The sequence below is a fragment of the Mesorhizobium sp. LNHC229A00 genome (genome assembly GCF_000502415.1).
Classification (GTDB): domain Bacteria; phylum Pseudomonadota; class Alphaproteobacteria; order Rhizobiales; family Rhizobiaceae; genus Mesorhizobium.
In genome coordinates this window covers 391,325-404,275 of sequence record NZ_AYWQ01000006.1, presented here as the reverse complement: position 1 = coordinate 404,275, position 12,951 = coordinate 391,325, and the positions used below count along the sequence as shown (strand labels likewise).

The window sequence follows — 12,951 nt, the reverse complement described above, 5'->3', positions numbered from 1 at the left end:
GGTTCAGCAGTTTGCGGGCAGCTTTTCCGCAGAAACGCGGATGCGCATCACCGCCTGAGATGCGCGAGCGGCACGTGCCCGGGTCCCTTGATGTTCTGCAGCACCAGCTGCGTGTGGACGTCGCGCACGCCGTCGAGCCGCATCAGCCGATGCATGACGAAGGCGTTGAGCTCGTCGACCGAGGGCACCATGACATGCAGCAAAAAGTCGTGGTCGCCGGTCATCGTCCAGCACGACGACACCTCATCCATGCGCTGAACGGCTGCAATGAAGCTCTCAGGCGAGCCGTCGCTGTGACTGACGAGCCGCACCTGGATGAATACCTCGACCATCAGGCCGACGGCGCGGCGGCTGATCACCGCGGCAAAGCCCTTGATGATGCCGGCTTCCTGCAGGGCATCGAAGCGCCGCGCGCAGGGCGTGGTGGAGAGGCCGACCTCCTGCGCCAGCTCGGAAACGGGTTTGCGGCCGTTGCGTTGCAGGACATCCAGCATCTTGATCTCAAAATCGTCGAATTGAGGCAATTTCACTCCTCCTATGCGAATTACGAGTGAATGTTATCTCGAATATGGCGAGGGAGCCATCATCAAAGCCAATTTGCCTCGACAGATCGGGTTAGCCTTGCTGCAGTCAAGCATTGATGCTGTGCGAGGAGAAAACCCATGACGACGATGAGCGTTGCCGAATACGCCCGCGACTGCGCGGCGCAAGGATTGCGCGGCGACTATTCGGTGTGCCGCGCGGATTTCACCGTGGGGCAGGCTTATGACTATTCGACCGAGGAGCAGGCGGTGTGGCGCACGCTGTGCGACCGCCAGACCAAGCTGACGCAAAAGCTCGCCCATCACTCCTATCTCGACGGCGTCGAGAAGCTCGGCCTTCTCGACCGCATCCCCGATTTCGAGGACGTCAGCACCAAGCTGCGTAAGCTGACCGGTTGGGAAATCGTCGCCGTGCCGGGCCTCATTCCTGCGGCACCTTTCTTCGACCACCTCGCCAACCGCCGCTTCCCGGTCACCAACTGGCTGCGGACCACGCAGGAACTCGACTATATCGTCGAGCCGGACATGTTCCATGACTTCTTCGGCCATGTACCGGTCCTGTCGCAACCGGTGTTTGCCGATTTCATGCAGATGTATGGCAAGAAGGCCGGCGACATCATTGCGCTGGGCGGCGACGAGATGATCACCCGGCTCTACTGGTACACGGCCGAATATGGCCTGATTCAGGAGAACGGCCAGCCGCTGAAGGCGTTTGGCGCCGGCCTGATGTCGTCGTTCACCGAGTTGCAGTTCGCTGTCCAGAGCAACGACGCCCACCATGTGCCGTTCGACCTGGAAACGGTGATGCGCACCGGCTACGAGATCGACAAGTTCCAGCGCGCCTATTTCGTGCTGCCGTCCTTCGACGCCTTGCGCGATGCCTTCCAGACGGCGGATTTCGAAGTGATCGTCGCGCGCCGCAAGGGCCAGCCGGCGCTCGACCCTGCGAAGGTGTAGTTTCAGCGGCATGGGCACAACGTCCCGGCTGGCCGAGTTCTCCTTGCCCGCCGGGGCATCGCCATGTCCTACAATGCGTAGATGGTCCGGTTGAACTTCGTCTCCATCACCACGTGGGAAGCGGTTTTGACGACGCCGCTGATTTCATTCAGGGCATTCACCTCCCGGTTCAGCTTCTCGAGCGTCTCGGCGGCAAGGTGGATGATCAGATCCCATTCACCGGTTATGGCATAGACCGCCTGGATGGAGGGCATCGCCTTGATCCTTCTGGAGACGTCTGGATAGCTCTTGTTGTTCAGGGCGGCGAGGGTGAAACAGTGGACGGCGTTCTGGGCCACCGTCTTGGCCAGCCGCACGGTATAGCCTTCGATGATGCCGCCGGCCTCCAGCTTCTGGATCCGCTCCTGCAGCGCTGTCCGCGACACGCCGAGCTGTCGCGCCAGTGACGCGACCGGCTCACGCGCGTTCTTCTGCATCAGCGCGAGCAACTGACGATCCTTCTCGGTCAATTCCACCAACAAAACCTCTCGCTCGATCCCCTTACTAACCACCGCGATCCTATCGGCTGAACAGCCCTCGCGACAATCCGCAATACTGGCAGCGGCGAACGGAACAAGGCCAACATATCCGGCACTTTGTCGTCTCAAGGGACGCAATGACTGCGCGATCGCCATTATCCGGCATTTCGCCGGGTGGAATCCTTCTTTTTGCGACCTGACTGTCTGGGGTCACACACGCCGGTCTATCAGGGGGAATCAGCTTTGGCTGTGATGGGCAACGTCCGAAACCGATTCGGTTGAACCCGTCGCTGAAGCGCTAAGGTTCGACGTCGGGCACTCAACCTATAAGTTCAACCACAAGGGAGGGATAACTTTGAAAAAGCTGCTCAATTTCGCCGTTCTTGCCGCCGCGACATTCGCCATCACGACGGCAGCCATCGCCGGTGAAACCCTGGACCGCGTCACGTCGAAAAAGGCGATGGTCATCGCCACCAACGCGGCCTGGCCGCCACAGAGCTTTCTCAACGACAGCAACGAACTCGCCGGTTTCGACATCGATGTCTCGCGCGAGATCGGCAAGCGGCTTGGTGTCGACGTCTCGTTCGAAACGCCCGACTGGGCGACGTTGACCGGCGGGCGCTGGCAGGGACGCTACGACCTTGGCGTCGGATCGGTCACGCCGACAAAGGCCCGCTCCAAGGTGATCGACTTTGTCGGCATCTATTATTACAGCCCCTACGTCTACGTCCTGCACAAGGACAGCGGCGCGAAGTCGGTCGCCGATCTCAACGGCAAGATCATCGGCGTCGAAACAGCCACCACCTCGGAGGATTTCATCCGCCGCAAGCTCGAAATCGACGCGCCTGGTCTGGCTCCCATCGAATACAAGCTCGAGCCGGGCGAGATCCGCACCTACGCGGATTCCATGCTTCCCTTCGATGACCTGCGGCTTGGCGACGGCGTGCGCCTGAATGCCGTGATCGCGCCGGAACAGACGGCGCAGAACGCCATCAAGAACGGCTATCCCGTGAAGATCCTGGAAGGCGAGTACGCCTTCCGCGAGCCGCTCGTCGTCATCGCCGAGAAGAAGGATCCCGAGTGGACCGCGAAAGTCGGGGGCATCATCACCGAAATGAAGACGGACGGCACGCTCGCCGCGCTGACCACGAAGTGGTACGGCAAGGACTACAGCGCCAAATAAGTCATGCCGCCGGCTGCCCCCTCGGCAGCCGGCGGGCGTCACCCCACCTCATGAATGCCCCTCACCGCAAAGTCGTCGATGGCCTATCCGGACACCTATTACGCCCGCACCCTGACCGACCCGAAGACGCGGCCCCCGCTCAAAGGCGAGGCGCGATGTGACGTGGCCGTCGTCGGCGCCGGATTGGCCGGACTGACGACAGCGCTGCAGCTGGCGCGCGCCGGACTGCACGTCGTCGTGCTGGAAGCCCAGGTCGTCGGTTTCGGCGCTTCGGGACGCAATGGCGGCTTCGTCACACCCGGCTTCGCCACCGGCGGCGACACTATCGCCGCACGTGTCGGCGGAGAGGCAGCGCGCGACCTGCACCGGCTGTCGATCGAAGGCATGGAATTCGTGCGCGACACTATCGAGGCGCTCGGAATATCGGCCGCCCAGCCGCGTGCCGGCCTGCTCAGCGTCTTGCGCTATGACGGCGGCGATGCGCTGAAGGCCTATGCCGACCAGATGGCCCGCGACCACGGTTACGAGCTTCAATATCTGCGCGGCGAAGACGTGCGCGCGGTGCTGAAATCAGCTCGCTACCACCAAGGCCTGCGCGACCCGAACGCCTTTCACATCCATCCGCTCAACTATCTGCGTTGCCTGGCCGACGAGATCGAGCGGCTGGGCGGCAATATCCATGAGAGTTCGGAGGTCGTCCAATGCGACCTGTCGGGACCGCAAAAGATGCTGCGCACGAGGCAGGGCACGCTTCGGGCGCCCCAGATCGTGCTCGCGACCGGCGGCTATACCGGCCCGGTGTTCGGCCAGCTCTACCGCGCCTTTCTGCCCATCGCGACCTATGTGATGGTTTCCGAGGTGGCTCCCCGCCTCATCGCGCAAGCCATCGCCACCACGGATGCCGTCGGCGACAACAGGCGGGCCGGCGACTATTATCGTCTGGTCGAGAGTGGCAATCGCCTTTTGTGGGGCGGGCGCATCACCACGCGTGCCGCTTCCGCCGACGCGCTGGCGCGCGAATTGCGCCGTGAAATGGTCGGCACCTACCCGCAGCTTGCCGGCCTCAAGACCGAATTGGCCTGGTCTGGTCTAATGTCCTATGCCCGGCATCTGATGCCCCAGATCGGGGAGATGCAATCAGGCGTCTGGTACTGCACCGCTTTCGGTGGCCATGGCCTCAACACCACGGCGATTGCCGGAAAAGTAGTCGCCGAGGGCATTCTGGGCGCTTCGGACCGGTATCGGCAGTTCGCGCCATTCGGACTGAGCTGGGCCGGCGGCGCCGGTGGCCTGGCTGCCGCGCAGCTCACCTACTGGAAATTGCAGACGCAGGACTGGTGGCGGGAACGCCGCGCCACCACCAAGGACAAGGTGACGGCATGATCGGCAGGCTGATGCTCTCCCATCCAGGCCTCGCCCGCCACGCGGCGGCCGCGCTTTTTCCCGCGCTGCTGGCCGCGGCCCTCTACGCCATGGGCATCAAGTCGAGCTGGATCGGCTCGGTGATGCCGCTTGCATCCGACTGGTTGCAGGCCAATCCAGCCTTGTCGCGCGCCCTCTCGGCCGTGTTGATCGCGCTCCTGGTTCTGGTGAATTGCAAGCTGCTGCTGCTGCTGCCCCGACGCCAGCAGATCGCCGGCGTCTGGATCGAGCTGTTCGCGCTGCTGATGCTGTTCTTCTATTCCTTCGACCTCTCCTTTGCCTTCATTGCCAGGAAGGTCGGCTTCCTGATCACCCAGGGCGTCACCACGACGCTTTACATTTCGGCGATCTCGATTCTGATCGCAACGACCATCGCGCTTGTCGGGGCCATCGCCAAACTGACCGGCAACGGCATCGTTTACGGGCTGGCCACCTTCTACACGTCGCTGTTTCGCGGCCTGCCGTTGCTGATGCAGATCTACATCATCTATCTCGGCCTGCCGCAGGTCGGCTATGTGATCGGCGCGGTGCCGGCCGGCATCGTGGCCCTGTCGCTGTGTTATGGCGCCTACATGACCGAGATCTTCCGCGCCGGCATCGAAAGCATCCCGCGCGGCCAAAGCGAAGGCGCCACGGCGCTCGGCCTGAGCCCCGGCCAGACCATGGCGCTGGTCATCCTGCCACAGGCCATGCGCGTCATCATCCCGCCGACCGGCAACCAGTTCATCGCCATGCTGAAGGATTCCTCGCTGGTGTCGGTCGTCGGCGTCTGGGAGATCATGTATCTCGCCCGCACCATGGGCCAGACGGAGTTCCGCCACATCGAGATGCTGATCACCGCGTCGATGATCTACTGGATCCTGTCGATCGCACTGGAATTCGGCCAGGCCTATCTCGAACGGCGCTTCGGCCGATCGGAACGGCAGGCGTGATTGGCCGTCTCCGGGACAATTTCCGGAAAGTGTGGAGCGGTTTTGCATCCGGAATTGCGTAAAGTGAGAGTGCGGTTCAAGGACCTAAAGCGCGTCGCATGAATCCGTTTCAGGGCGACGCGCTTTAGACGCTTTGATCCCGACAGGTTATTGCATGGCGGCGGGGTTCATCCACAGGAATTCCCAGACGTTGCCGTCTGGATCTTCGATGTGGCGGTTGAACATGAAACCGAGATCCTGGGCCGGATTGGGATCAGCGCGGCCGCCTGCCGCCACGCCCTTCTCGATCAGGGCATTGACCTCGTCCTTGCTGTCCGTGGTGAGGGCGATCAGCATCTGGCTCTCACGTTTGGGGTCGCCGATCCGCCGCGCTGTGAACTGGCCGTAATGCTGGTGCGTCAGCAGCATGACACCGATGGAGTCCGAGAACATGATCGAGCTGGCCTGGTCGTTCGAGAACTGCGGGTTCAGTGTGCCTCCGATCGCGAGATAGAAGTTGGTCGCTGCCTGAAGATCGCGCACCGGCAGATTGAGGAAGATCATTTTGCTCATCGATTCAAGCCCTGCTTTCGTTGACGGGTACTAGCCAGTCTAGTACTATAACGGTGACTATCATGCGGGAACGGTACCGTCTAGTACTGAACAAGGGAAGCCCATGGAAATCGACGGTGAGACTAGGTCGGCCCGCAAGGATCGTGAAATCATCCAGGCGGCCACGGCGGCGTTCATCGGCAAGGGCTATGATGGCACCAGCATGGAGGAAATCGCCACCAGGGCGGGAGCTTCCAAGCAGACCGTCTACAAGCATTTCAAGGACAAGGAGACACTTTTCGCCGAAGTCGTTCTATCAACCGCTACCCAAGTCAACGACGTCATCGAATCCGTGACGACACTGCTTTCCGAGGCGAAATTCATGCAGGGTGGCCTGCAGCAGCTTGCTCGGCGTTTGATAACGATGCTGATGGATGAGGAGCTGTTGAAGCTGCGGCGCCTGATCATCGCCAACGCGGATCGGATGCCGCAGCTTGGTCGCAGCTGGTACGACAACGGTTTTGAGCGCATGCTTGCCTCGACGGCGTCCTGCTTTGAAAAGCTCACCAATCGAGGCCTGATGCGAACCAGTGACCCCCATCTGGCAGCCAGCCATCTGTTTGGAATGCTTCTCTGGATTCCCATGAATGAAGCTATGTTCACGGGAAGCAACCGGCGTTCCAAAGCCGAACTTGAACGGCATGCGGATGCCTCGGTGGAGGCGTTTCTTGTCACCTATGGGGTTCAGCCGAAATAGTTCCATTCCCCTGCCGACGTGTGCAGGAAAGCCGCGAACACATGGCACCCGCCTATAGCCCGCGGGCGTCCGGCCCTTCGGCCTTCAGCCGCTCGAGCTGGGCGCGCTGCAGGTCGAGCGCGGCGTTGACGAAGCGCGAGATGGTCGCGAGCTCGGCGTCGCTGAAGGTGGCGATCACTTTTTCGCCCTCCTTGGCGATGGCGCCGTAATAGCGCGCCGACAGCTCCCGCGTCGCCTCGGTCGCTTCGATCACCACCTTGCGCCTGTCCTCGAGACTGCGCGTGCGCGTCAGCAGGCCGCGCGCCNCCAGCCGGTCGATCAGCGCCGTCACCGCGGCCGGCGTCAGCCCGGTCGCGGTGGCGACCGCGCCCGCCGATTGCGGGCCGCCATGGAGCAGTCCGATACAGTGGCGCTCGGCCATGTTGAGGCCGAGTCTTGCCCCGACCGCCTCGTCATAGGCCTGTGTCGCGTCCTGCCATTGCATGACGGCAAGGCCGATCGCGGCCGTGATTTCGTTGCGATTCTTGCTTGACGAATTTACTTCGATCATCTAACTATCAATTTGTCTAACATTTAGACCNTTACAGCAATATGCGGCCGCGGCCTGGACAAGGCAAGGGCCGGCCGCCGGCAAGGAGTGAAAAATGAGCGTGATTCAACAACGTCCACCTCTCTCGCACGAGGATGAGTTCAAATACGCCAAGCTGGCGATGGAATGGTATGGATGGGGTTCGCCCATCGGCCTCGGGATCCTGCTCGTGGCGCTGGCCGCCGCGGCGGTGCTGGTGCGTATCGCCATCTACGGTTTTTGAGCATGCCTAACTCATCCGGCGCCGTCATCGGCGCCGGGGGAGGCTTCAACGTCGCGGTCAAGTTTTACCCAGGCCACTCAGACGGCGACCACCTTGCTCAGATGTTCGCCCAGCCGGCAGGCCAGCGCGGTGATCGTCGTCGTCGGGTTGGCTTGACCGGATGTGCAGAACACCGCGGAGCCGCCGACATAGAGGTTGTCCATGCCGTGCACCTTGCAGTTGGCGTCGACCACGCTCCTGGTGACATCGGTGCCCATGCGCGCGCCGCCCAGGTGATGGTGGCCCGCCGTCTCGTCATTCGTCGGATAATCGCCACCATTGCTGATCCAGTCGGCGATGCGCACGCGGCCGAGATTCTTCTCGATCAGCGTCGTGCCGAACAGCCTGAGCCCTTCGAGAACGGTACGGCGCTCCAGGTCCGATTTCTTCCAGTGCAACTCGATGCGCGGCACGCCGGCGTGGTCGACATCGGTCTTTGACAGCTCAATCTGGTTGGACGCCAGTGGCGCTTGCTCCCAAGCGACGTAAAGCTGGGCCGCGCAGCGCAGATTCTGGCTGAGCTTGGAGGACATCCACTCGGCCATGTTGGGCGCCGTGCAGGCGAGATCGGCGATCAGGCTCTTGACCCCCGGATAGGGCGTTTCGATCAGCCGGATGCCGAAATTCATGATCCGCAGCCGCTCCATCGCGGCGAGTGTCGGTGAGAAGAAGGCCTCGTTGACGGCATCGACCTCGAACTCGCCATAGTTGGCCAGGATGGCATTGCCGCCCTCGAAGGTCGGATGTTCCATCCAGTAGCGGCCAAGCGCCGCCGCATTGGGCACGACACCGCCGTTGGACCGCTGGTTCGACCACAGAAGCAGCCGCGAATTCTCCAGCCCGCCGGTGCAGGCGATGAAATAGTCCGCGCTGAAGGCGCCGGCATCCTGGCCGTTGGACCATAATCTGGCGCCGGTCACGCGCTTGCCGTCGCCGGCGAGCTCGGTGGCATAGGTGTTGAGCACGACCGCGATGTTCTGGCTCTTATCCAGTTCGTCGGCGTATTTTTCGGCAAAGCGCACCGCCGGGCTCTTGATCAGCTGCACCCAGCGTATGTCGTCCGAGATTGGCACATCCGGCCGGAATTCGGGAAGGTCGAGAATATCGCGCACTTCCGGCAGATAGGGCTCGATGTCGGTACGGCGGATCGGCCAGCCCGTATCCTGCGCCCAGGCCTTCGGCTTGAAATCCAGCTTGTCGAGTACACGGCACCAGCCGGCCCAATGGTTGGAGCTGCCGCCCATGAACCGCAACCGCGTGATATCGAGATTGAAGTAGAAATCGCCGACCGTGGTGCCGCGGTAGAAATCCTGCGACTCGTCGCTGAATTCCCGCGAACCGGCTTCCAGCACCACGACCGGGATGCCGGCCGCGCCAAGTTTCCTGGCGATCGTGGTGCCGGCGGGGCCGGAACCAAGGATACAGACCTTTGGCGCGAAATTAGCGGCGCGATACGCCTCGTAGCTGTCGAAGATCATGCCAGGTCACTCCGCTTCAGGATCCAGCCATTGATCTCGACGATCTCATTCGGGTCGGCCCGTGATGGTTCGACCCGCGATGGACCGCCATAGGCCGCGTCGGCCTCGGGCAGCTTGCGGAACAGGGACAGGGCAGGCAGGGCGATCAGCGCCTGCACGATCATGCGGCGCGGCATTTTCTTGAGGAAGAAACTCATGGCAGGTCTCTCGGATAGGGGGCTTCGATGCGCATGACATTCCTTGAACGGCACACGCATCTTGACAGAGGCCAGTATCGTGCCAAGGCCGGCCTCAAGGCAGTGAAGCGGCACAACCGAATGCAAACAGCGTTAGCAATTCCTTAACAGGCCGGTTGTGCCGGTCGGCTCACGCGGCCGCTGAAATGTCCGTATCGAGGATCGTCAGGTTGCGGCCCGCATGTTTGGCCTGGTAGAGGCGCCGGTCGGCGGCGCGCATCAGGTCCGATACGGTGACGTCCTCGCCACAGACGGTGCCGCCGATGCTGACGGTCAAAGGAATGGTTCGCTCATCGACAGGCCGGAAGCGGATCAGCTCGACCTCGCGACGGATCCGTTCGGCAACGCGCTTGGCCTCCTGTTCCGTGGCTCCGGTCAGAAACGCGCCGAACTCCTCGCCGCCGATCCGGCCGAGCACATCGCCGCTGCGCACGCCGCGCTCGATGGCGCTGGCGATCAACAGCAGCGCCTCGTCCCCGGTCAGGTGACCAAAACTGTCATTGATCTTCTTGAAATGATCGGCGTCTATGATCAGCAGCGCGCCACGGTCGGACTTGCGCCGGGAACCGTCAAGTGCGGCAAAGAAGCTTTCCCGGTTGAGCATGCCGGTCATGTCGTCGCGGCTCGCCTTTTCCGCCAGGCGGCGGTGCGCCGCGGCGAGTTGGGCGTGGGCACGGGCCAATTCGCGATGGGCATTTTTCAACCTGTCGCTCTGCCAGAACGTGCCGGCGCATGCCGTCCAGGCAAGGACCAGCGGACAGACTGTCGACGTCAGCCAGATCGTGCGCGTTATCGGGAATCCCATGGCTGGGACGATGATCAATGTCAGCAGGAGCGAAGCAGCGACGGAGGCGAAAGCGACGGCGGCGGATTTGAGAATAATGCTGTTCATCGCGGGCTCCACACAGGACTTGTCTCTGTGCCAGCAAGCCCTGAAGGCGACCTTTCGGGGATGGCTAAAATTTGAATCGTCAGGCCATTTCCGCCACTCTCGACGCGCAGAAGTTGTGGATAAAGTCCCTTTCAGAAGCCCTGTTTCATGCCATAAGGAGCACATGACCACGCTTCCGGATCCCGCCCGCTTCGCCCATGTCACCGACTGGGTGTTCGACCTCGACAACACGCTCTACCCGCATCATTCGAATCTGTTCTCGCAGATCGACGTCAAGATGACCGCCTATGTCGGGGAATTGCTGGCGCTGCCGCGCGAGGAGGCGCGCAAGCTGCAGAAGGAGCTCTATCGCGAATACGGCACGACGCTGAACGGGCTGATGACGCGCCACGGCATCGATCCCGACGACTTTCTGGAGAAGGTCCATGACATCGATTATTCGTGGCTGGTGCCCGATCCCGTTCTCGGCACCGCAATCCGCCAGCTTCCCGGCCGCAAGTTCATCTTCACCAATGGCGACCGCAGGCATGCCGAACGCACGGCGCGGCAACTTGGCATCCTCGACCATTTCGACGATATTTTCGATATCGTCGCTGCCGGCCTCAATCCCAAGCCGGCGCGCCAGACGTACGAGAAGTTCGCCGAACTGCACGCCGTCACCGGCCACAATGCGGTGATGTTCGAGGACCTCGCCCGCAACCTGGCCGTGCCGAAGTCGCTGGGCATGACCACGGTTCTCGTGGTGCCGCGCAATTTCGAGCCGACCTTCTCGGAAATCTGGGAACGCGACCCGGCGCAGGAAGACGACGTCGACTACGTCACCGACGATCTCGCGGAGTTTTTGACAGGAATAGTGAGTAGTGAGTAGTGAGTAGTGAGTAGTGAGTAGAACATCTTTCGCTACCTACTACTCACCATCCCCTACTCACTCACTTCCTAGCTTGTAGAACCTGCTGATGATGCCCCAGGCTTCGTCGGCTGTGTCGACGAAATCGATGATGTCCTGGTCGCCGGGGCTGATCGTGCCCTGCTCGGCGAGGAAGTCGAGGTTGATCGCACGTTTCCAGAAGGACTTGCCGAATAGGATCACCGGCACGCGCTCCATGCGTCCGGTCTGGATCAGCGTCAGCGTCTCGAAGAACTCGTCCATGGTGCCGAAGCCGCCGGGAAACACCGCCACGGCCTTGGCGCGCATGACGAAGTGCATCTTGCGGATGGCGAAATAGTGGAAGTTGAAACAGAGCTCCGGCGTCACATAGGGGTTCGGCGCCTGCTCGTGCGGCAGCACGATGTTGAGTCCGATCGACGGCGCGCCGACATCATCGGCGCCGCGGTTTCCCGCTTCCATGACGCCCGGACCGCCACCGGTTACCACCACGTATTCGCGATAATATGACGTGGCCGACTGCTGCGAACACAGGCGGGCGAATTTGCGCGCCTCCTCATAATATTTGCTGTTCTCCTCGAGGTTCTTCTTCTGCGTCTCGTTCTTGGCCGCCCAGGCCTCGCCGCCGGGCTCCGGCAGGCGCGCGCCGCCGAACAGGATCACGGTCGAACGAATGCCGCGCTCGGCGAGGATCATTTCCGGCTTCAGCAGTTCCAGTTGCAGCCTGACGGCGCGCAGCTCGCGCCGGGTCATGAAGTCGGGATCGTTCCAAGCCAGGCGGTAGGTCTCGGCCCGAGTTTGCGGCGTGTCCGGCACGCTNCCCTTAACAGCTTGGTAATGGAGCAAATTCATGTCGAAGCCCGATCTGGCGAGCCTCGAAAGGACCATCGACAGGGCCTTCGAGGAACGCGACGCCATTTCGACCGCGACCCGCGGCGAGGTGCGCGACGCCATCCAGTCGGCACTCGACCTGCTCGACCGCGGCACCGCCCGCGTCGCCGAGCGGCAGGCCGACGGCAAGTGGCATGTCAATCAGTGGCTGAAGAAGGCGGTGCTGCTCTCTTTCCGGCTCAATCCGATGGAGATCATCAAGGGCGGCCCCGGCGAGGCCGTGTGGTGGGACAAGGTGGCGTCCAAGTTCGACGGCTGGGGCGCCGTCGATTTCGAGAAGGCGGGCTTCCGCGCCGTGCCGTCGTCGATCGTGCGCCGTTCGGCCTATGTTGCGCCGGGCGCGGTTTTGATGCCGTCCTTCGTCAATGTCGGCGCCTATGTCGATAGCGGCACCATGGTCGACACCTGGGCCTCGGTCGGCTCCTGCGCCCAGATCGGCAAGAACGTCCACCTTTCGGGCGGCGTCGGCATCGGCGGCGTGCTGGAGCCGATGCAGGCCGGCCCCACCATCATCGAGGACAATTGCTTCATCGGGGCGCGGTCCGAAGTGGTCGAGGGCTGCATCGTGCGCGAAGGCTCGGTGCTCGGCATGGGCGTCTTCATCGGCCAGTCGACCAAGATCGTCGACCGCGCCACCGGCGAGATCTTCTATGGCGAGGTGCCGCCGAATTCCGTGGTCGTCGCCGGCTCGCTGCCGGGCAAGGCATTTCCAAACAACGAGCCGGGCCCAGGTCTCTACTGCGCCGTCATCGTCAAGCGAGTCGACGCCAAGACCCGGTCCAAAACGTCTATCAACGAATTGCTGCGCGATTGATCTTTCCGCCGGGCAGGCGCACCTTCCGCCGGCGCGACAATCGGTCGCGCTGGTTCAACTG

16 protein-coding genes are annotated in these 12,951 nt (G+C 62.2%); 8 read left to right on the top strand and 8 right to left on the bottom strand.

All coding sequences use genetic code 11. The annotated features are described in order from the left end of the window. Positions 1 to 47: 47 nt before the first annotated feature. Positions 48 to 524: an Lrp/AsnC family transcriptional regulator gene (locus X742_RS155380; protein ID WP_023772297.1), complete on the bottom strand. Its 477-nt coding sequence runs from the start codon at positions 522 to 524 to the stop codon at positions 48 to 50. Positions 525 to 662: 138 nt separating this feature from the next. Between X742_RS155380 and phhA the strand changes: the two genes are divergently transcribed. Then, entirely contained in the window at positions 663 to 1,499 is an 837-nt protein-coding gene (gene phhA / locus X742_RS155385) for a phenylalanine 4-monooxygenase (protein WP_023772296.1), read from the top strand. Between the two features lie 68 nt (positions 1,500 to 1,567). Here the strand turns inward: phhA and X742_RS155390 are convergent, their stop codons facing one another. Continuing rightward, positions 1,568 to 2,173 (bottom strand): Lrp/AsnC family transcriptional regulator, encoded by a 606-nt coding sequence (locus X742_RS155390; protein WP_245275539.1) that lies wholly within the window; start codon positions 2,171 to 2,173, stop codon positions 1,568 to 1,570. A 208-nt stretch (positions 2,174 to 2,381) separates the two neighbouring features. Here X742_RS155390 and X742_RS155395 point away from each other — a divergent pair, with 208 nt between their 5' ends. The 3 genes from X742_RS155395 to X742_RS155405 all read left to right on the top strand — a co-directional run bounded on the left by X742_RS155395 (position 2,382) and on the right by X742_RS155405 (position 5,554). After that, positions 2,382 to 3,200 (top strand): transporter substrate-binding domain-containing protein, encoded by an 819-nt coding sequence (locus X742_RS155395; RefSeq protein WP_245275552.1) that lies wholly within the window; start codon positions 2,382 to 2,384, stop codon positions 3,198 to 3,200. 78 nt (positions 3,201 to 3,278) lie between these two features. After that, complete coding sequence (locus X742_RS155400) at positions 3,279 to 4,583, top strand: FAD-binding oxidoreductase (protein ID WP_023772293.1); 1,305 nt, start codon at positions 3,279 to 3,281, stop codon at positions 4,581 to 4,583. Further along, positions 4,580 to 5,554: an amino acid ABC transporter permease gene (locus tag X742_RS155405; protein WP_023772292.1), complete on the top strand. Its 975-nt coding sequence runs from the start codon at positions 4,580 to 4,582 to the stop codon at positions 5,552 to 5,554. The genes X742_RS155400 and X742_RS155405 overlap by 4 nt, the downstream gene beginning before the upstream one ends. A 147-nt stretch (positions 5,555 to 5,701) precedes the next feature. Here X742_RS155405 and X742_RS155410 read toward each other — a convergent pair whose 3' ends face one another. Continuing rightward, entirely contained in the window at positions 5,702 to 6,106 is a 405-nt protein-coding gene (locus tag X742_RS155410) for a VOC family protein (RefSeq protein ID WP_023772291.1), read from the bottom strand. 103 nt (positions 6,107 to 6,209) lie between these two features. On the opposite strand from X742_RS155410, the gene X742_RS155415 reads away from it, so the two are divergent. Continuing rightward, the gene (locus tag X742_RS155415) at positions 6,210 to 6,842 is read left to right on the top strand and encodes a TetR/AcrR family transcriptional regulator (RefSeq protein WP_023772290.1); all 633 of its coding nucleotides are present in this window, start codon (positions 6,210 to 6,212) and stop codon (positions 6,840 to 6,842) included. Between the two features lie 52 nt (positions 6,843 to 6,894). Here X742_RS155415 and X742_RS155420 read toward each other — a convergent pair whose 3' ends face one another. Beyond that, positions 6,895 to 7,392 carry a MarR family transcriptional regulator gene (locus tag X742_RS155420; RefSeq protein WP_023772289.1) on the bottom strand — a complete coding sequence of 166 codons (498 nt, stop codon included), beginning with the start codon at positions 7,390 to 7,392 and terminating at the stop codon, positions 6,895 to 6,897. A gap of 94 nt (positions 7,393 to 7,486) precedes the next feature. Between X742_RS155420 and X742_RS1000000174800 the strand changes: the two genes are divergently transcribed. Then, positions 7,487 to 7,654, top strand: coding sequence for a hypothetical protein (locus tag X742_RS1000000174800; RefSeq protein ID WP_023772288.1), 168 nt, complete (start codon positions 7,487 to 7,489; stop codon positions 7,652 to 7,654). A gap of 77 nt (positions 7,655 to 7,731) precedes the next feature. Here the strand turns inward: X742_RS1000000174800 and X742_RS155425 are convergent, their stop codons facing one another. From X742_RS155425 to X742_RS155435, 3 genes are all read right to left on the bottom strand, one after another. After that, positions 7,732 to 9,171, bottom strand: coding sequence for a GMC family oxidoreductase (locus X742_RS155425; RefSeq protein WP_023772287.1), 1,440 nt, complete (start codon positions 9,169 to 9,171; stop codon positions 7,732 to 7,734). Further along, positions 9,168 to 9,368: a hypothetical protein gene (locus tag X742_RS155430; RefSeq protein ID WP_023772286.1), complete on the bottom strand. Its 201-nt coding sequence runs from the start codon at positions 9,366 to 9,368 to the stop codon at positions 9,168 to 9,170. The genes X742_RS155425 and X742_RS155430 overlap by 4 nt, the downstream gene beginning before the upstream one ends. Positions 9,369 to 9,537: 169 nt before the next feature. Beyond that, a complete protein-coding gene (locus tag X742_RS155435; protein WP_023772285.1) occupies positions 9,538 to 10,299 on the bottom strand; it encodes a GGDEF domain-containing protein in 762 nt (253 codons plus the stop codon). Between the two features lie 163 nt (positions 10,300 to 10,462). Between X742_RS155435 and X742_RS155440 the strand changes: the two genes are divergently transcribed. Beyond that, on the top strand, positions 10,463 to 11,167 hold the full coding sequence (locus X742_RS155440; RefSeq protein ID WP_015314425.1) for a pyrimidine 5'-nucleotidase: 705 nt from the start codon (positions 10,463 to 10,465) through the stop codon (positions 11,165 to 11,167). A 57-nt stretch (positions 11,168 to 11,224) separates the two neighbouring features. Here the strand turns inward: X742_RS155440 and X742_RS155445 are convergent, their stop codons facing one another. Further along, on the bottom strand, positions 11,225 to 12,037 hold the full coding sequence (locus X742_RS155445) for an LOG family protein (protein WP_156939382.1): 813 nt from the start codon (positions 12,035 to 12,037) through the stop codon (positions 11,225 to 11,227). Between X742_RS155445 and dapD the strand changes: the two genes are divergently transcribed. Beyond that, positions 12,036 to 12,890 carry a 2,3,4,5-tetrahydropyridine-2,6-dicarboxylate N-succinyltransferase gene (gene dapD / locus X742_RS155450; protein WP_023772283.1) on the top strand — a complete coding sequence of 285 codons (855 nt, stop codon included), beginning with the start codon at positions 12,036 to 12,038 and terminating at the stop codon, positions 12,888 to 12,890. The genes X742_RS155445 and dapD overlap by 2 nt on opposite strands. Positions 12,891 to 12,951: the final 61 nt, after the last annotated feature.